26 protein-coding genes and 1 pseudogene are annotated in these 24,337 nt (G+C 69.2%); 11 read left to right on the top strand and 16 right to left on the bottom strand.

What is annotated here, in order from left to right; all coding sequences use genetic code 11:
- Positions 1 to 126 precede the first annotated feature (126 nt).
- Positions 127 to 534 (top strand): SdpI family protein, encoded by a 408-nt coding sequence (locus tag ACH49X_RS10390; RefSeq protein WP_195044020.1) that lies wholly within the window; start codon positions 127 to 129, stop codon positions 532 to 534.
- Positions 535 to 649: 115 nt separating this feature from the next.
- On the opposite strand, the gene ACH49X_RS10395 is transcribed toward ACH49X_RS10390, so the two are convergent.
- The 6 genes from ACH49X_RS10395 to ACH49X_RS10420 all read right to left on the bottom strand — a co-directional run bounded on the left by ACH49X_RS10395 (position 650) and on the right by ACH49X_RS10420 (position 6,338).
- Entirely contained in the window at positions 650 to 1,030 is a 381-nt protein-coding gene (locus ACH49X_RS10395; protein ID WP_357109706.1) for a hypothetical protein, read from the bottom strand.
- 59 nt (positions 1,031 to 1,089) lie between these two features.
- A complete protein-coding gene (locus ACH49X_RS10400) occupies positions 1,090 to 1,509 on the bottom strand; it encodes a hypothetical protein (protein ID WP_357208484.1) in 420 nt (139 codons plus the stop codon).
- Positions 1,510 to 1,853: 344 nt separating this feature from the next.
- Positions 1,854 to 2,903 (bottom strand): aminotransferase class I/II-fold pyridoxal phosphate-dependent enzyme, encoded by a 1,050-nt coding sequence (locus ACH49X_RS10405; protein WP_357208487.1) that lies wholly within the window; start codon positions 2,901 to 2,903, stop codon positions 1,854 to 1,856.
- Positions 2,900 to 3,913, bottom strand: coding sequence for a 3-oxoacyl-ACP synthase III family protein (locus ACH49X_RS10410; RefSeq protein ID WP_195081052.1), 1,014 nt, complete (start codon positions 3,911 to 3,913; stop codon positions 2,900 to 2,902). Before ACH49X_RS10410 ends, ACH49X_RS10405 begins: the two co-directional genes overlap by 4 nt.
- A gap of 28 nt (positions 3,914 to 3,941) precedes the next feature.
- The gene (locus tag ACH49X_RS10415; RefSeq protein ID WP_195080968.1) at positions 3,942 to 4,601 is read right to left on the bottom strand and encodes an SRPBCC family protein; all 660 of its coding nucleotides are present in this window, start codon (positions 4,599 to 4,601) and stop codon (positions 3,942 to 3,944) included.
- 48 nt (positions 4,602 to 4,649) lie between these two features.
- Complete coding sequence (locus ACH49X_RS10420) at positions 4,650 to 6,338, bottom strand: thiamine pyrophosphate-binding protein (protein ID WP_357208488.1); 1,689 nt, start codon at positions 6,336 to 6,338, stop codon at positions 4,650 to 4,652.
- A 137-nt stretch (positions 6,339 to 6,475) separates the two neighbouring features.
- Between ACH49X_RS10420 and ACH49X_RS10425 the strand changes: the two genes are divergently transcribed.
- The 3 genes from ACH49X_RS10425 (at position 6,476) to ACH49X_RS10435 (ending at position 8,855) form a co-directional block, all read left to right on the top strand.
- Positions 6,476 to 7,006, top strand: a complete 531-nt coding sequence (locus ACH49X_RS10425; protein WP_195080966.1) for an EXLDI protein — start codon at positions 6,476 to 6,478, stop codon at positions 7,004 to 7,006.
- Positions 7,007 to 7,122: 116 nt separating this feature from the next.
- A complete protein-coding gene (locus ACH49X_RS10430; protein WP_357109694.1) occupies positions 7,123 to 8,091 on the top strand; it encodes an ATP-binding cassette domain-containing protein in 969 nt (322 codons plus the stop codon).
- Entirely contained in the window at positions 8,088 to 8,855 is a 768-nt protein-coding gene (locus ACH49X_RS10435; RefSeq protein WP_357208490.1) for an ABC transporter permease, read from the top strand. Before ACH49X_RS10430 ends, ACH49X_RS10435 begins: the two co-directional genes overlap by 4 nt.
- A gap of 59 nt (positions 8,856 to 8,914) precedes the next feature.
- Here the strand turns inward: ACH49X_RS10435 and ACH49X_RS10440 are convergent, their stop codons facing one another.
- From ACH49X_RS10440 to ACH49X_RS10450, 3 genes are all read right to left on the bottom strand, one after another.
- Positions 8,915 to 9,649, bottom strand: coding sequence for an anti-sigma factor (locus ACH49X_RS10440; RefSeq protein WP_195080963.1), 735 nt, complete (start codon positions 9,647 to 9,649; stop codon positions 8,915 to 8,917).
- A complete protein-coding gene (locus ACH49X_RS10445) occupies positions 9,646 to 10,182 on the bottom strand; it encodes a sigma-70 family RNA polymerase sigma factor (RefSeq protein ID WP_323124618.1) in 537 nt (178 codons plus the stop codon). The genes ACH49X_RS10440 and ACH49X_RS10445 overlap by 4 nt, the downstream gene beginning before the upstream one ends.
- 132 nt (positions 10,183 to 10,314) lie before the next feature.
- The gene (locus ACH49X_RS10450) at positions 10,315 to 10,959 is read right to left on the bottom strand and encodes a YqgE/AlgH family protein (protein WP_195081050.1); all 645 of its coding nucleotides are present in this window, start codon (positions 10,957 to 10,959) and stop codon (positions 10,315 to 10,317) included.
- A 138-nt stretch (positions 10,960 to 11,097) separates the two neighbouring features.
- Between ACH49X_RS10450 and ACH49X_RS10455 the strand changes: the two genes are divergently transcribed.
- The gene (locus tag ACH49X_RS10455; RefSeq protein ID WP_195080962.1) at positions 11,098 to 11,859 is read left to right on the top strand and encodes a 1-acyl-sn-glycerol-3-phosphate acyltransferase; all 762 of its coding nucleotides are present in this window, start codon (positions 11,098 to 11,100) and stop codon (positions 11,857 to 11,859) included.
- Here ACH49X_RS10455 and ACH49X_RS10460 read toward each other — a convergent pair.
- Positions 11,853 to 12,164 (bottom strand): GNAT family N-acetyltransferase, encoded by a 312-nt coding sequence (locus ACH49X_RS10460; protein WP_067796241.1) that lies wholly within the window; start codon positions 12,162 to 12,164, stop codon positions 11,853 to 11,855. The genes ACH49X_RS10455 and ACH49X_RS10460 overlap by 7 nt on opposite strands.
- A 156-nt stretch (positions 12,165 to 12,320) precedes the next feature.
- On the opposite strand from ACH49X_RS10460, the gene ACH49X_RS10465 reads away from it, so the two are divergent.
- Both ACH49X_RS10465 and ACH49X_RS10470 read left to right on the top strand, forming a co-directional pair.
- Positions 12,321 to 13,910, top strand: coding sequence for an alpha/beta fold hydrolase (locus tag ACH49X_RS10465; RefSeq protein WP_357208492.1), 1,590 nt, complete (start codon positions 12,321 to 12,323; stop codon positions 13,908 to 13,910).
- 54 nt (positions 13,911 to 13,964) lie between these two features.
- A complete protein-coding gene (locus ACH49X_RS10470; RefSeq protein ID WP_357208493.1) occupies positions 13,965 to 15,083 on the top strand; it encodes a glycerate kinase in 1,119 nt (372 codons plus the stop codon).
- Here the strand turns inward: ACH49X_RS10470 and ACH49X_RS10475 are convergent.
- A pseudogene (locus ACH49X_RS10475) lies at positions 15,083 to 15,430 on the bottom strand (winged helix-turn-helix transcriptional regulator); the annotation flags it as partial. The gene ACH49X_RS10470 and the pseudogene ACH49X_RS10475 sit on opposite strands and share 1 nt — an antisense overlap.
- 142 nt (positions 15,431 to 15,572) lie before the next feature.
- Here ACH49X_RS10475 and ACH49X_RS10480 point away from each other — a divergent pair.
- The 3 genes from ACH49X_RS10480 (at position 15,573) to ACH49X_RS10490 (ending at position 18,014) form a co-directional block, all read left to right on the top strand.
- Positions 15,573 to 16,451, top strand: a complete 879-nt coding sequence (locus ACH49X_RS10480; RefSeq protein WP_195080958.1) for an NAD(P)-binding domain-containing protein — start codon at positions 15,573 to 15,575, stop codon at positions 16,449 to 16,451.
- Positions 16,452 to 16,614: 163 nt separating this feature from the next.
- The gene (locus ACH49X_RS10485; RefSeq protein ID WP_357208495.1) at positions 16,615 to 17,403 is read left to right on the top strand and encodes a metalloregulator ArsR/SmtB family transcription factor; all 789 of its coding nucleotides are present in this window, start codon (positions 16,615 to 16,617) and stop codon (positions 17,401 to 17,403) included.
- A gap of 164 nt (positions 17,404 to 17,567) precedes the next feature.
- A complete protein-coding gene (locus tag ACH49X_RS10490) occupies positions 17,568 to 18,014 on the top strand; it encodes a nitroreductase family deazaflavin-dependent oxidoreductase (RefSeq protein ID WP_195080956.1) in 447 nt (148 codons plus the stop codon).
- A gap of 2 nt (positions 18,015 to 18,016) precedes the next feature.
- On the opposite strand, the gene aroQ is transcribed toward ACH49X_RS10490, so the two are convergent.
- Both aroQ and ACH49X_RS10500 read right to left on the bottom strand, forming a co-directional pair.
- Positions 18,017 to 18,466 carry a type II 3-dehydroquinate dehydratase gene (gene aroQ / locus ACH49X_RS10495; protein ID WP_195080955.1) on the bottom strand — a complete coding sequence of 150 codons (450 nt, stop codon included), beginning with the start codon at positions 18,464 to 18,466 and terminating at the stop codon, positions 18,017 to 18,019.
- 51 nt (positions 18,467 to 18,517) lie between these two features.
- Positions 18,518 to 19,117, bottom strand: a complete 600-nt coding sequence (locus ACH49X_RS10500; RefSeq protein ID WP_195080954.1) for a hypothetical protein — start codon at positions 19,115 to 19,117, stop codon at positions 18,518 to 18,520.
- Between the two features lie 418 nt (positions 19,118 to 19,535).
- On the opposite strand from ACH49X_RS10500, the gene ACH49X_RS10505 reads away from it, so the two are divergent.
- Entirely contained in the window at positions 19,536 to 21,173 is a 1,638-nt protein-coding gene (locus ACH49X_RS10505; protein WP_195080953.1) for an NTF2-like N-terminal transpeptidase domain-containing protein, read from the top strand.
- Here ACH49X_RS10505 and ACH49X_RS10510 read toward each other — a convergent pair whose 3' ends face one another.
- The 3 genes from ACH49X_RS10510 to ACH49X_RS10520 are packed head-to-tail and all read right to left on the bottom strand — an operon-like array spanning position 21,174 to position 24,190.
- Positions 21,174 to 21,539: a DUF3054 domain-containing protein gene (locus ACH49X_RS10510; protein WP_357208497.1), complete on the bottom strand. Its 366-nt coding sequence runs from the start codon at positions 21,537 to 21,539 to the stop codon at positions 21,174 to 21,176. It abuts the gene before it with no gap.
- Positions 21,540 to 21,576: 37 nt separating this feature from the next.
- Positions 21,577 to 22,665: a YbhN family protein gene (locus ACH49X_RS10515; RefSeq protein ID WP_195080951.1), complete on the bottom strand. Its 1,089-nt coding sequence runs from the start codon at positions 22,663 to 22,665 to the stop codon at positions 21,577 to 21,579.
- 4 nt (positions 22,666 to 22,669) lie between these two features.
- Positions 22,670 to 24,190, bottom strand: a complete 1,521-nt coding sequence (locus ACH49X_RS10520) for an adenylate/guanylate cyclase domain-containing protein (RefSeq protein ID WP_195081049.1) — start codon at positions 24,188 to 24,190, stop codon at positions 22,670 to 22,672.
- Positions 24,191 to 24,337 lie beyond the last annotated feature (147 nt).

Here is a 24,337-nt window from a genome sequence, read left to right on the forward strand (position 1 = left end):
TTCGTCTATCAGGGTAGAACGTCGCGTCGGCAGGACCGAAAATCGGGCTGGCCTGCGGTTGCGACCGGGTTCGCCGGGTCGCCGCCCGTCGGAGGGCGCGCGGCGCCGATGCGCTAGCCTGCATGAGTGTTCGTCGTCGCTCTCGTCCTGTTCGTGCTGGCTGTGGTGGCCGTCGCAACCGGAGCACTCGGGCTGACCGGCCGATTGCCCCGCAATCGTTTCTTCGGTGTCCACACCGAGGCCGCGCTGTCGACGGACGAGACCTTCCGCGTCGCCAACCGCGTCGCCGCTCCCACCTCGATCGCGGCCGGGGCGCTGCTGTTCGCCGGCGGTCTGGTCGGGCTGGCCGCGGACGGCTTCATCGCGCTGGCGGTCGCGGCCTGCGCCGCCGTCGTCGCGCTGTTCACCCTCGGCGCGGGCGCGAACGCCGCCGCCCAGGCGGCCGAAGCCATCGCTCCACCGCCGCAGACCGGTGGTTGCGGCAACTCCTGCGGCGCCTGCTCGCTGCGCGACGCCTGCCAGCCCGCGAGCTGAGGCCGATCACCCCGCCCGCGCGCACGTCGCGACGCCCTGTCGGGCCGCGAGCTGAAGCCGGTCACCCCGCGTCCCCGCACTCCGCGATGCCTGCGAGCCCGCGAACGGAGTCTGGTCATCGCGCGTCCGCGCACTCCGGCGGCGGGACGCTGCGGGACAGCGGACTGCCGACCGGCGTGCAGTAGAGCACGCACAGCAAAACCGGCACCGTGCCGAGGTTGCGCGCCACATGCGGGTAGCGCGGCCCGCTGGGTTCGCGGAACACCCGCCAGCGCCGGTAGGTGACCGGCGCGCAGTCCGCGCCGGGATGATCCAGCGTCCCCCGCGCGACCAGGACGAACAACGTCCCGTCGTGGTAGTGCCACCCGCTGCTGCCACCCGGCTCGATGAGCGTCTGGCGCAGTATGACCGCTCGCCGTCCCAGCGTGAACCGGAACAGGACCCGGCTGGCCGTCCCACGGGCGGGCGGCGCGTTCACCTCGAATTCGGACCACACGCCTCGATCGAACCATCCCCTGCGCGGGGTTCCGGCAGAAACGGCGCGAATAGATCGCGTCACATGAGCACGTAGAGGGCGAGCGTGACGACGAGGCTGCTGAGGACTCCGGCGGCGACTTCCACGGCGAGGTAGCCGTGGGAATAGGCGCGCCGCATCCACAGTGCCCACACCGGCGCGCAGACGCGTAATGCCGCGAAGAGCGCGGCCAGTGCGATGGCTCCGGTCGGTCCGTTCATCGGCAGCAGCGGGTGCAACCAGGCGTATCCGATGGTCATGACGTACGCCTCGAGCTGCGTGCCCAGGAAATTCGCGGTGAAACTCCGTGGCAGAGGGTGTTCACGCGGCCCGGCGAGGGTGGTCGTCTGGTGGCGGGTATGGACGCGGACCACCCACGGGTTCGAGTAGAAGACCGCCATCGCGGCAGTGCTGAGCAGCCCCGCGACCAAGCCCCACACGAGCAGCTTTATGGCGAGCATTCTCCTCGTTCCGATAGTTCATCGCGCGACCACGCCCACTGGCCGCTGCTGTGAGCGATCTCAGCGAGGATGGTTGTTCTCGCCGATGCCACGGTGACCCGCCGGACGTGCCGTTCGATGCCGTGGCCCGGTAACCGTATCGGTGCGGCGCGTCACCACCCCACTGCCGCAATTCCCAGCATTGATAGCGGGGAATACGACCGTTCGGCTGCCCGGCCGCACCGACGCTTCGGGCGATCGGCGCAGGCGGGACCTTCCGCACCGTCGAACAGCGGTGTGGCAGGCCCTGTTCGGATGAACCAACCCGCCGCCCGCAGCGTGGCGGCGATGTGTGCGATGCCGGGTCAGATGAAGCTTCCGGAGCCGTCAGCGGTCAGGGCCCGGAGCACCGCATGGTCGGACGACGGGTCGCCGACGGCGATGCGGGCGCTGCCGTCGGCGTAGTACTTGGCGGCTATGCCCGCGCGGCGCAGGGCCGTGGTCGCGCCGGGGCCGGGAACGTACAGGAAGTTGGCGTGGCTCTCCGGAATCGCGTAGCCACGGGCCAGCAGTGCGCCGCGCAGTGCGTCTCGCGCTTCGGTGATGCGCAGGGTGCGCGCGGCGAGTTCGGGTTCGGCGGCGTAGGAGGCGGCGACCGCGGCCACCGCCGCCGCGCTCATCCCGAAGGGCAGTTGCAGCTTGCCGATCCGCGCGATCAACTCGGTTCGACCGAAGGCGTAGCCGATGCGCAGCCCGGCCAAACCGTACGCCTTCGAAAAAGTCCGCAGCACAACAAGGTTGGAATGCTTCGCGATCAACGCCCGCGGGTCGGCGTACTCGGTGGCGCCCAGGAATTCGACGTACGCCTCGTCCAGAACCACCGGAACCCGGCTGGGCACGTCGGACAGGAACGCCTTCAGCTCGTCGGCCGGGACGACCGTTCCGGTGGGATTGTGCGGACGGCACACCACGATCAGCGCGGTGCGCCGGTCGACGGCCCGCCGCATCGCCCGCAGGTCCTGGTTCCCCGCCGCATCCAGCGGCACCGGCACCGCGGTGACCCCGGTCATCTCGGCCATGATCGGATACCCGTCGAAGGTCGGGGCGCTGTAGACGATCTCCGCTCCCGGCGCGGTCAGGGTCTGCAGAATTTGCAGCGCCACGCCGGTCGCCCCCGACCCGACCACCACCTGATCCGCCCGCACACCGAGGTGCCGCGCGATCAGCAGCGGCAGGCGGTGCGGCAGGAACTCCGGGTACCGGTTGGCCTGGGCCAGCGTCATGTGCACCGCCCGCAGCACCGAGGGCAGCGGCGGGAACGGGTTCTCGCTCAGGGTGAGGTCGAAGCGCGGTAGCACCCGCGGCGCGCGGTGCCTGCGGGAGGGCCGCGTGCCGTCGACGACGTGCACGCTCATCGCGCGGCTCCCCAGCGGACGGCGGCCGCGCCCGCGAAGTCGCCCGCGTGCGCGAACGCCGCCATCAGCACCAGCGATCCGTTGGGCAGCCGCCCGGCCCGGTTCTCCACGTCCAGGGTCACCGGGATGCCCGCGGCGAACAGGTTCCCGCAGGAGTCGAAGGTGTCGGGGTGGCGGTCCGGCGGCAACTCCAGCGCGTCGTGCCAGTTGCGCAGGAACAGCCGGTTCGGCTGATTGGTGACGAACGTGTCCACGTCGCGTCCCCGCACACCGATCCGATCGCACACCGCGAGGGCGACTTCCGGCACCAGCCGATTACCCCTGGCGAACACCTTTGTGACCTTGGATTCGGTGAAGCTGACGCATCCCTGTCCCTCGCCCGGCTCCCAGTACTTGCGCTCGCCGTTGGTGGAGAAGTCCATGTCTCCGGCGAATTCGGGATAGGTCCGGCATTCGATGTCGAGGATCGGCGCGCTGTCGTCCTTGCGGAGCAGTCCGACCCCGCAGCCGTCGCCGGGCACCGGAGCCTGCGCCAGCTTGCGGATCTCGGTCTGGGTGAACACCGGTCCAGCGCAGTTCTGGGTCGCCGCGATCAGCGCGGTGCGGGCGGGCGTGGTCTGCAGGATCATGCGGGCCATCGCCATCATGTGCACGAACGCCGCGCACCCGCCGTTGTGCACGTCGTAGACGTACGACGGACGAATGCCGAGCCGTCGCGCCACTTCCGGCCCGCAGCCGAGCACCGGATTGTCCGGCAGTTGGGTGTGCGTGATCAGGATGTCGACCTCGGCGATCGCGTCGGCGCCGTTGCGTTCGATCAGCGGTGCGACGGCGCGCTCGACCATGTCCACCGCGGTCTCGTCGCGCGCGACGTGGTGGCGGCCCTTGGGCGCGCGGAACATCACGTTCTTCGCCATCCGGTCCGAGCGCGCGAACTGGGTGAAGTACTCGGTGCCGACCGGCTCTCCGGGCAGATACGAGGCCACGTCGACGAGACTGACCTGCGGCAGATGTTGTTGCGTGGGGATCACGTGCGTCTCACTTCATCCAGTCGGGCTTGACGGGCAGGCCGTGCGCGGCCCGGTACTCGCAAATGGCTTTGAGGTTGTCCATCTCCAGCTGATGTCCCGCGGAGAACATCTCCCAGAAGTCGCCGACCCACACCGGCCGCTGCGGCGGCGCGGTCTCCGGGTAGGGGTTGGCGTCGTAGAACGGGTGCTTGCAGTTCATCCACAGCACCACCGAACCGGGCTTGTGGAACACCACCTGCGCGTCGACGACGCGCAGCAGGTAGATCATCCACAGGTGTTTCCCCTGGTCCCAGGCACAGTGGTAGTCAACGGTCATGGCGTCGGGGTTGGCGACGGTGCGGGTGAAGATCTTGGTCTCCGAGCCGAGGCGGTCGTGGGCCAGCCAGAGTCCGGGTTCCTCGGTCTCCACGAACCCGCGCAGGCTGTAGGTCCACTCCTCCAGCGACCTGGTGTCGGCGAGGTATTCGTAGACCTCGCGCGGCGGCGCGTCGATGTACGCCTGCACCGGACAGAATTCGCCGTAGATCTGGTCGTGCGGATACACCGACCGCAGCATGTCCATGATGATCGGCGTGGTCGCGTCCTTGTCGGAGTTCTCGATGCGGAGCACGCCCGGCACGGCCTCCTGCGGGATGTCGCTGAGGGCGGGGAGGGAACTGGTGGTCACGGTGTTACTCCTTCGGGTGGGCGTCGGCGGGCGCCGCCGCGGGGGCGTTCATCGGTGATCGCGGGATTGCTCCACGGTGGTCAGGAAGGGCAGGAACGGCGGAATCTCATCGGGATCGCATTCGATCGCGAGGAACGACGGCCCTTCGGATTCCAGGCAGCTTCGCAGCGCGGCGGCGAGCTCGCCGCCGGTGCGCGCGGAGAACGCGGGCAGGCCGGGGAACATCGCGGCGATGCCGGCGCCGAGGTCGGCCGGGCGGAATCGGTTGAAGGTGTAGCGGTCCCGGTAATACAGCTGTTCCCTGGTCAGGCACATGGCGTGCGCGTTGTTGTTCAGCACGACGAAGGTGACCGGCAAGGCGTGCTCGATCGCGGTGTGCAACTCCATGCCGTGCATGTAGAAGGAGCCGTCCCCGGCGATGACCACCGTCCGCCGGACGCCGCCGGTTCGGGCGTGCCGCGCGAACGCGGACCCGATGCCCGCGCCGAAGGCGTATCCCATCCCGCCCATGCCCAGGGCCACCACGAACCGCCCGTCGCGCGGCACCCGGAGGTGGTGCACGACCGAAGCGCCGGTGTTCCCCGCGTCGGCGAACACGTCGGTGCCCTCCGGCAACGCGGCCTCGATCGTCTCGACCACGTCCCGGTACCGCAGACCGGGACCGGAGGAGCCGGGCACCCGCATCGATGTCAGCGGTTGCGCCGCGCGCACGCGTTCGGCTCCGGTGCCGCCGTCGTCCAGTTCGCCGGCGAGTTCGGCGAGCGTCCGCGCCAGATCGGTGCTGGTCGCGTGGATGGCGGGCAGGTAAGGCGGCGCGCTGCCGATGCTCGCGACGGTTCGGTCGGCGAGCGCGCTCTCCGCGCCGGCACGGGCGGTGACCGGCAATCGGGTGCCCACCAGCAGGCACAGCGCCGAGGACCGGATGGCCGCCGCCAGTTCCGGGTGACCCATGGTGCCCGCGACGCCGCAGAAGGCCGGATCGGAGTTGTCGTAGGCGTCCTTCGCGTCCGGCGCGACGCCCACCGCGGCGTCCAGGGCGGTGGCCAGGCGGGCCAGCTCGGCGCGCGCGTCGTCGCGCGCGACCTGATCACCGGCGATGATCACGATCTTCCCGGTGTGCCGTGCCGTGGTGAGCGCGGCGCGGACGCGAGCGAGCCCGGCCGAGTCGGACCGATGCGCCCTAGGGGCCGGACAGAGCGGCGTGATCGGGCCCGCGTCCGCCTGCTGCACGTCTTTGGGCAGCAACAGCACCGCCGGACCGCCTCGACGGGCGGCAAGCACCGCTCTGTCCAGCCGATCCGCCAGGTCGGCCGCGGTTTCCACCCGTGCGCAATAGGTGCTGACCGCGCCGAAGAGACGGACCGCGTCGATGGCGCCCGCGCGCCCGCTGGTGTCCTGGAAGGCTCCGTTGCCCTCCAGCCCGGTCGGGGGCTGCCCGACCAGGGCGAGTACCGGTACCCGCGAGGCGAACGATTCGGCGAGCCCGGCGACGAGGTTCATCGCGCCACCGCCGGAGGTCGCGGCGACCACGCCGAGCCCGCCCGTGCCGCGGGCGTACCCGTCGGCCATGGTGGCCGCCGAGAACTCGTGTTTCGCGACCACCCCGGTGATCCGGTCCCGCGCGTCGAAGATCGCGTCGTACAGGTCTTCGATATTGGCGCCGTCCACGCCGAAGATGTGGCGCACGCCCAGCGCCGAAACCGTTCGCACCAGATGGTCCACGACTCGAGTCCGCATCGGCACTCCTTTCCGCTGACGAAACCTCGACTGCGTACACGAGTGATACGGCTGCGGTCGCCGATCGGTTCAACGGCGGATCAGAAGAGGCGGCGACCGATCTTGCGTGTACGTATACATCTACGTATAGTTGGGTCATGCCCAACAAGACGATCTACGTTGCCGATGACGACCTCCCGCTCTTCCAGCGCGCGCAGGAGTTGGTCGGCGGCAACCTCTCGGGGGCGGTGGTCACGGCGCTGCGCCGGTTCATCGAACTCGAGGAGGGCCGGCTGGAGGGCTATGACGAGATCGTGCTCAAGGTCGGTCGCGACGGTGTGCGACAGGTCCGCTTCTCCGGCACTCTGCTCGGGGAGTGGCACGAGGTAAACGATACGCGGATCGAGCACGTCCAGGTCTATCGCAGCCGTAAGGGCAAATTCGTGATGCACGCCCAATATTCGAATTGGGATGAATACCCCGCCGAGGTGGGCACGAATTGGCTCAAGGACTGGCGCGATCCGAAGAGCTGGCGCCGCTTGCTCGGCGTCGGGCAGCAGGACTGGGGTGACTTCGTCTTCGTCGTGGTGGATTCGCTCGACGAGCTGAAGGGCCGACTGCCCGACAAGCTCTACCGGCGGGTGGCCGACGTGGCCGAAGGGCCGAAGATCGAGGACCTGGACATCTAGCCGCCGTACCCGCCAGACCGAACGAATCGACCGGCACCGCGCCCCAGTACGGGAGCGGTGTGGGTAAAACATGCTCACATGCGCATAGTGGAATTTATTTCAGAAAGGAAGAGCCCATGGTGAACGGCCATCGCGCGCCCGCCGTCTCGGTGCGCGGCCTGCGGAAATCTTTCGGCGAGCAAGTAGTGCTCGACGGGATAGACCTCACCGTCCCGGAGGGCACGGTCTTCTCCCTGCTCGGGCCGAACGGCGCTGGCAAGACCACCACCGTGCAGATCCTCACCACCCTGATCCGCCCGGACGCGGGCGAGATCCGGGTCGGCGGCCACGATCTCGCCGCCGAGCGCAAGCAGGTGCGCGCGCAGATCGGTGTCACCGGGCAGTTCTCTGCCGTGGACGAACTGCTCACCGGCCGGGAGAACCTGCTGCTGATGGGCGACCTGCACCACCTCTCGCGCCGGGACAACCGCAGGCTGGCAGCGGATCTGCTGGAGCGCTTCGACCTGGTCGATGCGGCGGACAAGACGGCGGCCACCTATTCCGGCGGCATGACCAGACGCCTCGATCTGGCCATGACGCTGGTCGGCGATCCGCGCATCATCTTCCTCGACGAGCCGACCACCGGGCTCGACCCGCGCAGCAGGCGAGCGATCTGGGACATCATCCGGGGGTTGGTCGACGACTACCGCGTCACTGTCTTCCTCACCACCCAGTACCTGGAGGAGGCCGACCAGCTCGCCGACCGCATCGCGGTACTCGATCGAGGCGAGCTCGTCGCCGAAGGCACCGCGGCGGAGTTGAAGCGACTGGTGCCAGGCGGCCACATCCGCCTGGAATTCGCCGATCGAGCGGCCCTGACCGCCGCGGCCGACGCGCTGGGCGCCGCCGCGCTACCGGACGACGAGGAGAACCTCACCCTCGCGGTGCCCAGCGACGGCGGCGTGAGATCGCTGCGCGCCGTGCTGGACCGGCTCGACTACGAGCAGATCGAGGTCGAGGGCCTGGCCGTGCACACGCCCAACCTCGACGACGTCTTCCTCACTCTCACCGGCCACCCGACGACCGAAAAGGAATCCGTGCGATGAGCATGTCCTACGCCCTCGCCGATTCGGCGACCATGCTGCGGCGCAATCTCGTGCACGCCAAGCGCTATCCGAGTCTGACCTTCGGCGTCATCGTCATGCCGACGGTGTTGCTGCTGGTGTTCAACTTCGTCTTCGGCGGCGCGCTGGAGAAGTCCTCCGGCGGAAACTACATCGACTATCTCGCGCCGGGCATGCTGCTGATGATTCCGGCGTACATGACGGTGTCGGTCGCCGTGTCGGTCGCCACCGACACCACCAAGGGCATCGTGAACCGGTTCCGCACCATGGACATCGCCCAGTCGGCCATGCTCACCGGCCATGTGGTCGGCGCGCTGATCCAGGCGCTGATCGGCATCGCCGCGATGGCGGGGGTGGCACTGCTCATCGGCTTCCGCCCGAATGCCACCGCTCTGGAATGGCTCGCGGTGTTCGCGCTGCTCGCGTTGGTGATGTTCGCGCTGACCTGGCTTTCGGTGGCGCTCGGCCTGCTCGCGCCGAATCCGGAGAGCGCGAGCAACACGCCCTTCCCGCTGGTGATGCTGCCGTTCCTCGGCAGCGGCCTGGTCGCCACCGACACCATGCCCGCCGGGCTGCGCCAGTTCGCCGAGTACCAGCCCTTCACGCCGTTCACCGAGACCATCCGAGGTCTGCTGATGGGCACCGAGATCGGCGCCAACGGAGTTGTCTCCCTCGCTTGGTGCGCAGGTCTCACCGCCGTCGGATATCTCTGGTCGTCCTCGATCTTCCGGCGGCAGACCCGCTGAGCCGGCCGAAGCGCAGCGGATCCCCCGCGGACGATGTCCGCGGGGGATCGTCGCTTCGCTCAGACCGTGCCGGTGAGCAGCACACTCCCGGTGTTCGCCGCGCGGATCTCGACCGCGCGAACCTGGTCGGGCGGGCCGTCGATGGTCCGGTCGATGGTCAGCTCGGTGCCGGGGCCCGCCGGCCACTGGTCGAGCTGCTGCTGCTGGCCGTTCGCGCGGATGACGTACAGGGCGAGGTTCGCGTTGTAGCGCAGTGGCTCACCAGGCGGATAACTGCAGGACATCACGACTCGCGTCTGATCGCCCGCGGGGACCAGCTTGAAGCTGGCCGAGACCGGCGTCGGCTGCACCGGCGTCATCTGGCGTTCGACGAACGCCTGTTCGCTGGTGCCCGGCCCCGTCTCGGTGTTCGATCCCGTGATCGAAGCCGTGATCGGAACCGCGATCGCCACCGCGGCCGCGGCCGAGGCCAGCGCGACACCGGCCGAAGCCCACCCGCTGCGCTTGCGGCGGCGCTCGGCCGCGTCGGCCAGCCGCGCAGGCGGCGGAAGCTCGGGCATCGGCGGTGGCGGTGGCGGCGCCGCGGCTTGCGCGGGCGGTTCGATCATCGAGGTCGCGACGTCGGCGTCCACGAGGGCGAGCAAGCCTGGCAAACCCGCCAGCTCGGCTACGCCCGCTCGGCAGTCGGGGCAGCTCGAGAGGTGGCTCTCGTACTGCAAGCGCTCGTCGCGGGTCAGGGAGCCGAGCACGTACGGGGCGTCCCACGTGCTGAAATCGTCGGTGATGTCCGTCACTGGTTTGTCACCCCCATCTCCTGTAGTGCCAGGCGCAATGCGCGCATGCCATAGTGCATCCGGGACTTCACCGTGCCCGCGGGGACGTCGAGTTCCTCGGCGATCTGGTGGGTCGACAGCCCCCGGTAGTAGGCCCGCACGATCACCTCGCGATGATCGGCGCTGAGCCTGCCTAGTGCGTCGGCGACCAGCCAGCCGTCCAGCGCGCGGTCGGACTGGTCCGGTGTCGCCTGCTCCGGCGGGTTGTCGGTGCGGAACTCGCGCCTGCTGCGGGCGCTGCGATGCTCATCCACGGCCAGATTGCGCGCCACGGTGAACAACCACGCCCGCGCCGACATGGTGGACTGATCCAGAACATTCGGCCGTTGCCAGGCCCGCAGCAATGTTTCCTGCACGATGTCCTCTGCCCGTCCCGGGTCCCGAACCAGGCCGAGCGTGTACCGCCACAGCGGCGTGGCGTGTTCGCGATAGAGCGCCCGCATCAATTCGGATTGATCGTCGGGCCGTCCCGTCTCGCCGCGCGTCTTGGGCACAACTGGATACCTCTCCGCTCGAGTTGCGGGGCCGGTCGGTGGGCGCAGCCGACGAGTCACCCATGCTCTTGCCGGTTCAGTTGTCGGGTCTCATGTCGTGTCTCCTTCGGTCCCCTCGAGGAGTACACGGTCTCAGTTGCGTTCGAGTTCAATCGGGTGTGAAGCGAGCAGGGACAGCGGGAGCGGCTGGCGGCGCAGCACGTGCGCCCACAGGTCGGGGCGACCCGTGCTGATCGGGTCGGACGGCAGGGCCGACACCACGATCCAGTCGTTGTTCTCCAGCTCGCCCTCCAGTTGGCCGAAGGTCCAGCCCGCGTAGCCCGCGAAGATCCGGATGCCCTCGACCAGCGGGCCGACCCGCTCCGGATCGGCGTCCAGATCGACCAGCACGACGCGTCCGTCGATGCGGCGCAGCCCGGGGACGCCGTCGATCCGCGCGCCCACCCGCACCGTGCCCAGGCACAGCGCGGCGTCCCGTTTCACCGGACCGCCGACGAACAGCGTGCGCGGGGCCGCGACCGCGTCCGTCCAGCGCGGCAGCACCTCGTGCACGGCCGTGTCGCTCGGGCGGTTCAGCACCACGCCGAGACTGCCCGCCTCGTTGTGCTCGATGATGTAGACGACGGTGCGCCGGAAGGTCGGTTCCACCAGTTCGGTGGACGACACCAGCAGCGTCCCGGCACGAACCACCTGCTCGCCGTGCCGGAAATAACGTCGTCTGCGGTCGCCGTGCCCGCCGCGGGTCTTCCGATCGTCCGGGTCTTCTGCGCGTGCCACTCCGACATCATCGCAGCTGTTCGCCCACAATGCGCCTTCTGCGGCCCACTTCTGTCTTCCGGATTTGCCGAACGGGTCGCGGGCGGGGTGCAGGACGTCACGTTGCGCCATCGGCGCCACCTCGTAGAGTTCCACGTCATGGAACCGCCCGAGGTGCGCCTCGAGAACAACGAGACCGTGTACGACTTCTACCGCGAGCACCGTCAGAACCGCATGAAGGCCTGGGGGGCCTACGCCATTCTCGGCCGCCGCTACCATCCGCGCGTCACCTACGCCGACGGCGCTCGCGAAGCGCTGCGCGCGGTGATCAGGCAGAACCGGCCGCTGCTTATCGCGATCAACCATCTGTCCGAGAACGACCCCTACACCGTGGCCGCGGCGGCGTGGCGCAGCGGGCTACGGCGGGTGATCGGCCGGGTGCGCGTGCTGGCCAAGGACGAACTGTTCGCCGATCCCGATCAGCGGCGCAAGATCGACATGATGGGCGGCATCCCGGTGTTCCGCGGCAAGGACCACGGCATTCGCGCGGTGAACGCCGCGGGCCAGCGCATGATGGACGTCTGCGCGGAGCGGATGGCCCGCGGCGACGGCATCGCGGTCTTTCCCGAAGGCACCTGCAACGACGTGGACCCCACCCGCGTGCAGGCGGTGGGCAGCGGCATCGGGCACATCGCGTTCCGGGCGATGAAACTCGGCGCCGAGCCCGCGCTGGTGTCCATGGCGCTGAGCTACGGACCGCGCGAGGACCCGGCCGTGCAGCCGACGAAGGAGGAGGCCAAGGGGGCCAGCTTCTACTTCAATGTCCCGGTGCTCGACCTGCCGCCCCGCCCCGGCGACATCGCCAAGCTGGTGCGCGCCGATCTGCAGCAGGCGCTGGACGGAGCCGTCGCGGCCTACTGAGGCAGGTTCAGCCGGTCGCGCGCCCAGTGCGGCACCATCACCAGGTATTCGGGGCGGGTCTCGATGAAGTGGTGGACCGACCGGCACATGGGCAGCGCGCCGAGCTTGTCGTCGCGGGTGCTGTCGAGGGCGGTCTCGATCAGCAGTCGCGCGTAGCCCTGCCCCTCGTAGCGCGGATAGATCTCGGTGTGCACGAACGCGCGCTCGGAGGCCGTGTCCTGGTATTCGGCGTAGCCGGCGATCGCACCGTCGACGTAGATCTCGAAGCGTTCCAGTGCGGTGTTGTTGCTGACCTCGGTCGACATGGCTCGACGCTACTCTGTGCCCCGGTGTCCCGGTAAATCACACGCCAGGCCAGGCGGAATCCCGCCATCGACTTGTCTGTCCGGGCGGGCCTGCGCAGAATGCTCTTGGTCGGGTCCGTCGTCGCGTGCGAGGGGCAGGCTCGGGGAGGTACCGGAATGTTGAGGACACCGCGGGTTTCGCGGCTCGCGGCCGCCGTCGTCGCCGCGGGTCTGCTCGGCGGATCGATCGTCACCGGCGTCGCGGATGCCGCGCCGGGCGTCGTGTTCGGCACGTGTCCAGAGGGTTCCGTGCCCGCCGATCGGGGCGTGCGGTGCGCCGTCGTCAGCGTGCCGATGAACTACGCCGACCCCGCCGGCGCGCGGATCGAGCTGACGGTCAGCCGCATCGCGGCCACGGGGGAGCGAGAAGGCGTGCTGTTCGCCAATCCCGGTGGGCCCGGCGCGGATGCGCTGGACTATTGGGCGCGGCGCTCGGATGTGCTTCCCGCGGCGCTCGCCGAGCATTACGACCGGATCGCCGTCCAGCCGCGCGGATTGCGTTGGGCCACACCGTTGCAATGCGGGACGAGCACGAAGAACGGGGACGGTCAGCAGGTCTCGCTCGGCGGCGGCAACCGCGACGAGATCAAGAAGGCCTGTGACGCGGCGCAGCCCGGTTATCTGGACACCATCACCACCGAGAACACCGCGCGCGACCTCGACGCCGTGCGCGCCGCGCTCGGCCTGGAGCGAATCGGCTACCTCGGCACTTCCTACGGCACCTATCTCGGCGCGGTGTACGCGGCACTGTTCGGCGACCGCGTGGATCGGATGATCCTGGACTCCAACGTCCATCCGGACTGGGTGTGGACCGAGGAGTTCGCGCAGCAGCAGGTCGCGGGCAAACAGCGCCTGGACGATCTGTTCGCCTGGATCGCCGAACACGACGGCGAATACCACCTGGGCGATACCGCCTTGCAGGTCTACCGCACCTGGGTCCGGTTGGCGGCGGGCCAGGGCGGCGGCTGGTACGCCAACCTGACCCCGCCGCCCGCCAGCATCGCCGACCTGCCCGGCGCGCTGCCCGAGCCGCTGGCGGAGATCGCGCGGGACGGCTACACCGGCGGCGTCGAGCAACTGGGGAAGCTGCAGAATCTGTTGCGCACCTTGGTGAGCGGCGGCGTTTCCGCGCAGGTGCCGTTGCTCGGCGCCACCACCGTGGCCACCTACACCCGCACCTTCTGGCCGTCGTTCGCCCGCGCGATGGCCGACGCCGCGGCCGACCCGGCGAACGTGCAGCGCCTGCGGGTCATCGAGGGCGCGACCTCCACCGACCCCACCGGGCGGTTCGTGTTCAGCGCGATCACCTGCAACGAGAACGCCGTGGCCGGGAGGCCGGAGCTGCTCGGCGCGGCGGCGGGCACCATAGCCTCCGGCGGCAACGCCATGGACGCGCGCGCCGACCTGGTGCGCTCGGGAATGGCCTGTGGTTCCTGGAAGCCCGTCACGAAACCGGTGCCGATCACGGGCGCGGGGCTGCGCACCCCGCCGCTGGTGCTGCAGAGCCGCCACGACGCGCTGACCAAGTACGAAGGCGGCCCGGCCATGGCCGCGGCGCTCGGCGGCGCGCTGGTCGTCGTGGACGGCGGCGACCACGGCACGTTCGGCCGCGGCAATCCGGCGGTGGACGACGCGGTACTCGCCTACTTGCGCACCGGAAAGGTCGAGGTCACACGGGCCGCCGAGGCCCCGATCCCAGCGCGCTGAGGGTCACCCGCGCGGTGGGGTGCGACGCGTGCGGCCGGGTCCGAGAATGTGGGGATGACACCCGCTGCGCGAGTGATCCTCGCTCCCGACAAGTTCAAAGGGTCGCTCGCCGCGCCGGAGGTGGCGGCGGCGCTGGCTGCGGGATTGCGGCGGAGTGTGCCGGACGCCGAGATCCGGCAGGTGCCGGTCGCCGACGGCGGTGACGGCACGGTCGAAGCGTTCGTCGCGGCGGGCTGGACGCGGGTGGAGGTGACCGCGCCGGGGCCGACCGGAGTTCCGCGTCGCACGTCGTATGCCCGGCACGGTGTGACGGCGGTCGTCGAACTGGCCGCCGTGGTCGGACTGGCGATACTGCCCGACGGGCGGCCGGACCCGTTGGGCGCGAGCACGTACGGGCTCGGCGTGGTGCTGGCGCACGCGATGGAGCACGGCGCGACCGAGATCGTGCTCGGCCTCGGTGGCAGCGCCTCCACCGACGGCGGCGCGGGCATGGCGCAGGCGCTCGGCGCGCGCATCCTCGATGCCGATGGCCGGGAATTGCCGCGCGGCGGAGCGGCTTTGGCCGAGGCTGCGCGGCTGGACCGTTCCGGCCTGCACCCCCGTGTTGCCGGGACGAAAGTCACGCTCGCCTGTGACGTCGACAATCCGCTACTCGGGCCGACCGGCGCGGCGGCGGTGTACGGGCCGCAGAAGGGCGCAGGGCCAGCCGAAGTGGACCTTCTCGACAACGCGCTCGCCGAGTGGGCGCGACTCGCCGGTCCGGAGTTCGCACGCCTGCCCGGCGCGGGCGCGGCGGGCGGCACCGGTTTCGGCGCGCTCGCGCTGCTGGGCGCGCAGGTGCGCAGCGGTATCGAGGTCGTGCTCGAATTGCTCGATTTCCCCGCCTTGCTCGTCACCGCCACCCTCGTGGTCACTGGTGAGGGCTCGCTCGATCAGCAGAGTTTGCACGGCAAGGCGCCGGTCGGCGTGTGCGCGGCCGCGCACGAGGCCGATGTCCCGGTGATCGTCGTGGCGGGCCGCACGCTGCTCGGGTCCGCCGAAATCCGGGCCGCGGGCTTCGCGGGCAGCTACGCGCTCGCGGATCTGGAACCCGACCCGGAACGCTCGATGACCGAGGCGGCGGCGCTGCTCGAACGCGTCGGGGCGCGGATCGCCGCCGAGTGGCTGGGTTAACTCGCCGACGCCAGCAGGTTCGCGGTCAGTTCGTGCTTGTGCCGCCCGCCCCACTCCTCGAGCGGACGCAGCGCCACCGCCAGTTCCTCACCGAGCGGCGTGAGCGAGTACTCCACGCGGGGCGGGACCTCGGGATAGACCTCACGGTGCACCACACCGCTGGCCTCGAGCTGACGCAGGTTCTCGGCGAGCACCTTCTCGCTGACTCCGTCGAGCAACCTGCGGATCTGGCCGAAGCGCTGGGGGCCCATGCCGAGCACCCACATCAGGTGCATCTTCCACTTGCCGCCGACGACATCGATCGCGACCGTCATGCCGCATACTTCGTGATCCGCGTCACTGCTCATGCCCACCGCGCTCCTTTGACCTCGTTTCGAACCTCGAGGTAAGCAACCGCACCTCCACGTTCGGTCTTCCCGACTCTACCTGCGGGAACGACGATGAATGCCGGCGCCGAAGCAAGCAATCATCGAACCGAAGGGACACATCATGTCCGAGCAGACCACCGCCCGCGCTGTCTCCGTCGTCGGCCTCGGGCCGATGGGGCAGGCGATGGTCAGGGCCTTCCTGGCCGCAGGCGTGGAGGTGACGGTGTGGAACCGCAGCCCCGAGAAGGTCGACGCAATGGTCGAACTCGGCGCAAGGCGCGCGGCGACCGTCGCCGACGCGCTCGACGCCAACGAGGTCACCGTGCTGAGCCTGACCCACTACGCGGCGATGTACGACGTGCTGGGTCCGGTGACCGGCCACCTGAAGGGCAAGGTGATCGCGAATCTGTCCTCCGATTCGCCCGGGAAGGCCCGCGCGGGCGCGGAGTGGGTTCGCTCCCACGGCGCGGAATTCATCTCGGGCGGCGTGATGTCTGCGGGGGACAACATCACCCATCCCGCGTCCTACATCTTCTACAGCGGCCCGCGAGCGGTGTTCGACGCGCACGCCGAACTGCTGCGCCCGCTGAGCCCGCAGGAGTACCTGGGCGCGGACGACGGCTTGGCGCAGATCTTCTACCAGGGGCTGCTGACCATCTTCCATCCATGGCTGCTGGCCTTCGACCAGGCCACGGCGATGATCGACCGCTCCGGTCACGACATCGCCGCGTTCGTCCCGTTCGCGATCCGCTCCGCCGCCGCCTTCCCCTACTTCATGGAGGAGTTCTCGGTCGCCAACCAGAACGGCGGGTGGGCCTCGCTGGCCAGCCTGAAGATGATGGACGCGGGCGCGCAGCACGTCATCGACGCGAGCGAAGAAGTCGGCGTCGACGCCGTCCTCTCGCACACCGCGCAAGGGTTGTGGCGTAAGGCCGTCGCCGCCAGTGAGCGGGCGGGGAAGCCCATTTCCACGTACGCGCTCCTTCGCGATCCCTCCTGACCGCCACGCACCCGCCCCGGCGGAGTCGGCGGGTCCTCGCACTCCTCGTCGCGGACCCACCGGCTCTTCCGGGGCGGGTTGCTTTCCGGGGTTGATATGCAGCCTAATGGCTGCCTATTATGTAAATAGGCAGCCGAACGGCTGCATGTTTGAAAGGTGAGCGATGGACGAGGTGTTTCGGGCGCTGGCCGACCCGAACAGGCGGCGGCTGCTGGACAGCCTGAACGCCCGCAACGGGCAGACACTGCGGGAACTGTGCGCCGGGCTGGCGATGGCCCGCCAGTCGGTGAGCAAGCATCTGGCGGTGCTGGAGGCGGCCAACCTCATCACGACCCGGCGCAGTGGCCGCGAAAAACTGCACTACCTCAACGCCGAGCCCATCAACGCCATCGCCGAACGCTGGATCGATCGGTACCACCGCGAGCGCGTGAACGCCCTCGCCGACCTGAAGAGAGCACTGGAGGAACAACCGATGGGCGACAACGCATTCGTCTACACGACCTACATCAAGACCACCCCGGAAAAGCTGTGGCAGGCGCTGACCGATCCGGCCTTCACCAACCGCTACTGGGGCGCGAGCTTCGACACGGATTGGCGACCGGGATCGGAAATGACTTGGCGCCAACAGAACTGGACCAGCAAAGACCCCGAACAAGTCGTGCTGGATGCCGAACCGTACCGCCGCCTGTCCTACACCTGGCACACCTTCGACCCGGCCTTCGCCGAGACCTTCGACATGAACCCCGACGACGTCGCCGCCTGGTCCCGCGAGCCCCGCTCGAAAGTGATGTTCGAACTCGAGCCCCAGGGCGAGGTGGTGAAGCTGACGGTGGTCCACGACGGCTTCGCGCCCGACAGCCCCGTACTGCAAGCAATCACCACCGGCTGGCCCGGCATCCTCTCCAACCTCAAAACCCTCCTGGAAACCGGCGAACCCCTTCCGGCCCCCTAGGCCCTTCGAGATCAACGGCACATGGTGGAGGGGCTACTCGCGAAATGCCGCATGTGCCGTTGATCTTGGTCTCCGGACTGACGAGAGCGGTGCTCTTGACTTTGTGGCCGCCGGTGTGGAACAGTTCTCTCTATAGAGAGCAGTGCTCACAACAAGGAGTTGTCATGGACCTCAGCACCCGCTACATCGGCCCGGCCGGATTCGACGCGGTTTTCAACCGGATCGCCAACCTGCTGCCCAAGCTCGGCATCAGCGTGATGGGCTCGCGGCTGCTCGCGGTGCGCGGGCGCAAGAGCGGGGAATGGCGCACGACGATGGTCAACCTGATGGTGCGCGAGGACGGCGAGCGCTACCTGGTCGCGCCTCGCGGCCACACGCAGTGGGTGCGCAACCTGCGCGCGGCGGGCGGTGGCGAGCTGCGGCTGGGCCGCAAGGTCGAGACGTTCACCGCCACCGAGGTGGCCGACGCCGACAAGGTGCCGCTGCTGCGTCTCTACCTGCGGAAGTGGGGCTGGGAGGTCGGCAGGTTCTTCGAGGGCGTGACCAAGGACGCCACCGACGAGGAACTCGCCGCCATCGCGCCGGGCTTCCCGGTCTTCCGGTTGAACTGAGTTCAGGCCGAGCGGGCCAGGAATTCGACGGCGGCGGCGTAGCCCTGGATGCCCATTCCCGCGACCACGGCGGTCGCGATCGGCGAGATGTAGGAGTGGTGCCGGAACTCTTCGCGCGCGTGCACATTGCTGATGTGCACCTCGACGATCGGGAGCTCCGGGATCACCAGCGCGTCGCGCAGCGCCACCGAGGTGTGGGTGAGGCCGCCGGGATTGATCACGATGCCCGACTCGGCGCCGCGCGCCTGGTGGATGCGATCGATCAGCGCACCCTCGGAATTGGACTGGAAGGCGACGATCTCCCGGTCGAATCGCGCCGCGGTTCGCTTGCACAACTCCACGACGTCGTCCAGCGTCGCCGACCCGTACACCTCCGGCTGCCTGGTGCCGAGCATGTTGAGGTTCGGGCCGTTCAGGACCAGGATCGGGCCCGGCGTCGCGGTCGCAGCCATGCACGGCAAGATACCGCGCCGCAGCGCGCCACCGGGACCGGACCCGATCGGCTACAGCCCCTGCGGCCCTTCCGAGCGCAGGTCATCGACCTTGCGCATGGCTTCGCGCAGTTCCTCGAGCCACGTCTCCGCGTGCTTGCCCGCCAGTTTCACCGTCCACGCGAGGGCGTCGGCGCGGGAACGGGCGACGCCGGCGTCGACCAAGGTGTCGAGCACCTTGCGTTCTGGCTGACGCAAACGGGTCATCACGGGCACGGCCAGATGGGTGAACAGGATGCGTTCGCCGTCCACCGACACGCCCCAGGCCACATTGCGCCGGTAGCGGTGCTGTGCTTCGTTCGCGATCTGCATCCGGGCGGGCCGGGTGGACTCGCGGAACCGGGCGACCGCTCCTTCCTTCGTCGCGCGCGGCACTTCGTCCGTCGCGGCTTCGGAATCATCCGCGTCCGGCTTCTTCTCCGGTTGCGGAATCGGTAGCTCGCCGATGACGACGATCTCGTCCCGGTCGACCTCGATCACCGGCGGGCCGGTGAACCAGTCGCTCGGCAATCTTCCCGCGAACCAATCGGGCACGTCCGAGGGGTCCGGCAGGTCGGCTTGCTGCCAGCCGCCCGTGCGTCCGAAACCCCGGCCGCGGTGCGCGTTTCTCATGACGGGTCACCTACTTACTGTGGTGCGGTACTTTCAGTGATTACAAGATTACGTCGCAATACGGGCAGGGGAGTTCCGCTGTGTGCGAACAGGGGTCCGGTTGCTTCGATCCGCACCCGAGGGGGTATTTATTGATTCGAAACGTCGACTCGGGTGGTAACCGCGCGACTTTTCGGGATGGCCGGTACGGTAGCGGCGCCGGTTGCCTCCGACCGGCTGGACGATGATCATGAAAGGCCCCCCGAGATGCGAGATCCCGGGGCAGAATTGGGGTGCTGAGCATGGGTAACGTCCGCGCTACGGAGGCATCGCGGTCTGGTCTTTTTCGGGTACGGTGGTCTTGTTACTGAAGTGACAAGAGTGAAGAGTGGGCGACATGGACGTGTGGGGATCCCGCCGCTTTCGTGTTCGCGGCGCAATGGCACTCATCGGGGTGGCGGCGCTCGCGCTCGGGATCGGGTCGTGCGGGATACACGAGAAGCAGAATGAAGCCGAAGCGGTCGTCGAGCGCTTCACGGATCTGCTCGACGATCAGGACTACAGCAAGGCGGCAGACCTGACGTCGTACCCCACCGCGGCCACAGCAACTCTCAAGCAAATGTTCGAGGGGTTGCACGGCGCCAAGGTCGACTACCGCAAGACCCAGTTCATCGGTCTGGACGCGCAGTCGGCGATCTTCAGCATGGACGTCGAGTGGAACTTCGGCGAGCGCAAGACCTGGAATTACAGCCTCGAGGGCAACGTGCGCAAACTCGCCATCGGCTGGCGGATCTCCTGGGAGCCCGCGGTCGTGATGCCGCAGCTGACGCACAACCGGACGGTGCGGCTGGTGCGCACCTATCCGACGCCTGCGCCGCGGGTCAACGACATCGCCGGTGAGCCGCTGATGACCGAGCAGACCATCAACGTCGTCAAGCTCGATCCCACGAAGATGCCCGACCCGGTCGCGTCGACCGACGCGCTGGCCAAGGCCATCGAGCCGGTCGCGCCGCTGATCACCGGGCCGTCGCTGATGCAGCAGCTGGCCACCTCGCAGGGCAAGCCGATCGTCGCGGTGAACCTGCGCGAGGGCGACTTCGAGATCCTGGAGCCGCGGATGGCGCCGATTCCCGGCGTGGTGATGGAGAAGCAGCCACGGCTCATCTCCGCCGACCGCCGGGTCTGGTCGCCGCTGCTGGACGCGCTGCGCAAGGTGCAGCAGGAGAGCCAGGAAGCGCATTCCGGGTGGGGGGTGCAGCTGTTCGAACAGGACGGACGGTTCATCACCCAGCTCGCCGGTCAGCAGGGGCCGCCGGGGCCGGACATCGCGGGCACGATGGACCAGCGCTTGCAGCGCGCCGCCGAGGACGCGGTGGTCAGCGTGCCCACGCAGGCCTCGATCGTGGCGATCCAGCCGTCCACCGGCGCGGTGGTCGCCGTCGCGCAGAACAGCCAGGCCAGCGAGCACGGCTCGGTGGCGTTCACCGGGCTGTATCCGGTGGGCGGCAACATGGAGCTGTTCCGCGCGGTCGCGGCGTCGGCGAAGAACAAGGCTCCACAGGACGTCTCGGTGCAGGACGCGGCAGAGGCGGCGACCGCGCTCGGGGTCGGCATCGACTTCAAGGTGCCCGGTCTCGACGAGGTGACCGGCCGCCTTACCGTCGCGGGCCGCAGCGCCGAGCAGGTGGTCCAAGGCGGTGGTTCGGATGCCGTGCTGGCCAGCCCGTTCGGCATGGCCATCGCCGCCGCCGCGATCGCGCGCGGGGAAGTGCCGCCGCCGATGATCGAGGCCGGACGTCCGAGCGCCACCGACGCCAAGCTCGACCCGCTGCCGCCGCAGACCGCCGACCGGCTGCGCGGCATGCTGCGCGACGCCACGAACGCGCCGGAGCTGGCCAGCGTGCGCCGCTACCGCGACGTCGCCGCGTTCGCCGCGACCGCGGGTCCGGACGGGTGGCTGATCGGGTCGATGGGCGATCTGGTCTTCGCGATCCACATCAACGACGTGGACAGCAAGGACGCGACCGCGCGGATGGCGGCCAGGATGCTGCAGGCGCTGGCGACTCCCGAGCCCTGATCACCGCACGGCTTTGTTCACCGCCCGCCAGCCGAGCAGGAATACCGCGAGCACCACACCGGCGACCAGCACGAAGCTGACCGCCGTGCCCTGACCGCTGACCACGCGCAGCAGCATGCCCCCAGCCAGGGTGCAGGCCCAGATCACGACGCCGGAGGGCCACAGCGCGGCGATATCGAACCGCGCGGCCTTCGCGGCGCGCCCCCTGAGCGCCACGACGAGCCAGCCGACGACCAACCCCGTCGCGAACGGCCACACGGTGCGCAGCAGTCCGGCGAGCACCGCTTCGTCGTGGCTGCGCCTACCGATCGCGCAGAAGACGACGACGAGCAGCGCATCGAGCACGAAGGGCACCAGTTTCCTCACGCGGGCCAGCGTAACGGGCGGCCGGACGCGGCGGCCGTCACAGCCGCCGCTGCTCGAACTCCTTCTCGAACTCCGCGTCGTCGGCCTGCGGTGTGCGGAACAAGAACAGGAACACGATCCACCCGACGATGGCGACCAGAATGAAACTCACCATCCGATAGACGAACGCCGCGGCGACCGCCTGCGCGGCGGGCAGGCCCGCGGCGGCGGTGAGACCGTAGATCAGCGTCGCGTCGACGTAGACGATGCCGCCCGGCGCGAAGGGGATGGACCCGACCGCCTTGCCCGCGGCGAACGCGAGCAACAATCCGGCGATGCGCGGATCGGCGCCGACCGCGTAACAGGCCGCGCCCAGACAGGCCACGTCGGCGAAGCGGTGCACCAGCGCCCACAGCGTGACCAGGACGCCGTCGCGCTTGCCGAGGTCGACCGACTCCAACTGGCCGAGCACGTCCTCGATCTTGGCGGCGCCGTGCTCCGGCGGGCGTTTGCGCAGCCGGTTGACCAGCGCCAGCAATTTGCGCAGCAGCGCCTCCAGCGAGCCGGGATGGCGCGAGACGTGATTGCCCGCCCACACCAGCGCCACCACGGCGGCCAGCGAAAGGATGAGCTTCAGCGGGCCGACGCGCCCGCCTGCCAGCAGCGTGCCGCCGACGCCGAGCAGCGCCAGCCCCACCGCGGCCACCACGCCGGAGAACACCAGCTGCCAGGAGGCGACGATCGGACTGGCTCCCCAGCGCCTGGTCTGCCGATAGGTGAACGCGGTGGAGAACACCTGACCCGCGGGCAAGGTCACCGACATCGCGGTCGCACCGTAGACCACCGCGACGGACTTGCGCTGACTCACCGCGACGCCGCCCGCGTTGAGCAGCTGCTTCTGCACCCTGCCGAATCCGCTCATCGACAGCGCCTGCAACCAGATCGCGGCCGCCAGCCAGCCCCAGTGGATCTCGGTGAGTTTGCGCCAGGACTCGTGCAGCCGCGGCCACAGATACACGCCCTCGGCGATCAGCAAGGCCAGCAGGGCGGCGCCGAGCACCCATTTCACCCAGCGGAGCCTGCCGCGACGGGAACCCGCCGTCGGCGGCGGCGCAGGATCCCCTGCCTGTTCCCCGTGGGCGGTCACGCGGTCAGCCTAACGAACGCGCCGTCTCGATCTCGGCATCGTCGGGCGCGTCGGCCCGTTCTCGTGGCCAGGCCAAAAGCGTTTTCCTGCGTCTGCCGCGCAGCTGCACTTCGTCGCCGGTCTCCCACTGGTCCTGCTCGCTCTCCTCGGCGAAATACAGCGCGCTGCCCGAGGCCAGCGTCCGGCCGGGACGTTCTTTGGCCAGCTCGGTGAGCCGGGACGCCTCGTTGACCGGATCTCCGATCACCGTGTACTCGAAGCGGTTGGCCGCGCCGATGTTCCCCGCGACGGCCAAGCCCGCCGAGACGCCGATGCCGATGTCGAGGCCGGGCACTTCGCGCAGGGTCTCGCGCAGTTCGCGGGCGGCGGCGAGCGCGGCGGTCGGCGCGTCCGGACGGTCCAGCGGCGCGCCGAAGATGGCCAGCGCCGCGTCGCCGACGAATTTGTTGACGAAGCCGTGGTGGCGGTCGATCACGTCGACCACGATGCGGAAGAACTCGTTGAGCAGGCTCACCACCTCGGTGGGCGGGCGCTCGGCCGCGGTGGCGGTGGACCCGACCATGTCGACGAACAGCACCGCGACGAAGCGGGTCTCGCCGCCGAGTTCGGTGCCGTAGTCCAGCGCCCGCTGCGCCACCTCTTCGCCGACGTGCTGACCGAACAGCTCCTGCAGCTGACGGCGCTTGGCCGCCTCCTCCATCATCCGGTTGAAGCCGACCTGCAGCAGGCCGATCTCGCTGCCGTCGAACACCTCGACCTGCACGTCCCGCGCCCCGGCCTGCACCCGGTCGATGGCCTGGCTGAGCTGGCGCACCGGATCGGAGATGCTCGAACCGGTGAGCATGGACAGCGCCAGCGCCTGCATGATCACCACGCCGCACAGCAGCAGGATGGAGATGGCCAGCGATTGCGCGGAGAACTTCACGTCCGAGGAGATCTGCGTGACGCACAGCAGCACGATGGCGATGGTTGGGGCGAAGGTGCCCATGCCCCAGGTCATCGCCATCCTGGTGCCGACGCCAGGGGTGAGGGTGTGGTCGAAGGTGCCCTCGGTCAGCGCCTGGGCCGCCACCGGGCGCAGAATGCGCTCACCCAGCATGTAGGTGAAGCCGAACACGATGGTCGCGGCCATGCATTCGGTGACGATGACCGCGCCTGCCAGCGCGGGAGTGTCCCTGATGATCAGCGCGGCCAGCACGGCTCCGCCGATCAGCCACAGGGCCAGGTGCAGGATCGCCTGGCGCAGCGGCGCGTGCAGCGCGGCCATCTGCTCCTGGCGGCTCGGCGGCCCGCCGCGCATCTGCCAGCGCATCACCGGGCGCAGCATGAGCGCGGACGCGGCCATGCTGAGCAGGCCGCCCGCCACGAAGACGACGGCCGGGATGAGCAGGCCGGTGCTCCTGGCACCGGATGGCTCGCCCTCGGGGACGGGTAGTCCGTACTGGATGAAGGCCCACACCAGAACCGCGCCGAAAGCGTTCGCCAGCAGCATCGATGTCAGGTACAGCGGCCAGCGCGTTCGCATGGTCTGTTTGACCGCTTCCAGAGGCGCCGACACGGAGTCCAATCTAGCGTTCCGGTCCGCTCGGCCTGTTCGCGGCGCTGGCCGCAGGTGAAGACGGACTACGTCCGACAGCACAGATCAGGCGTACCTCCGCCTTCGCTCCGGCCG

This window comes from Nocardia sp. NPDC019323 (assembly GCF_044389845.1).
GTDB classification, from domain to species: Bacteria; Actinomycetota; Actinomycetes; order Mycobacteriales; family Mycobacteriaceae; genus Nocardia; species Nocardia implantans.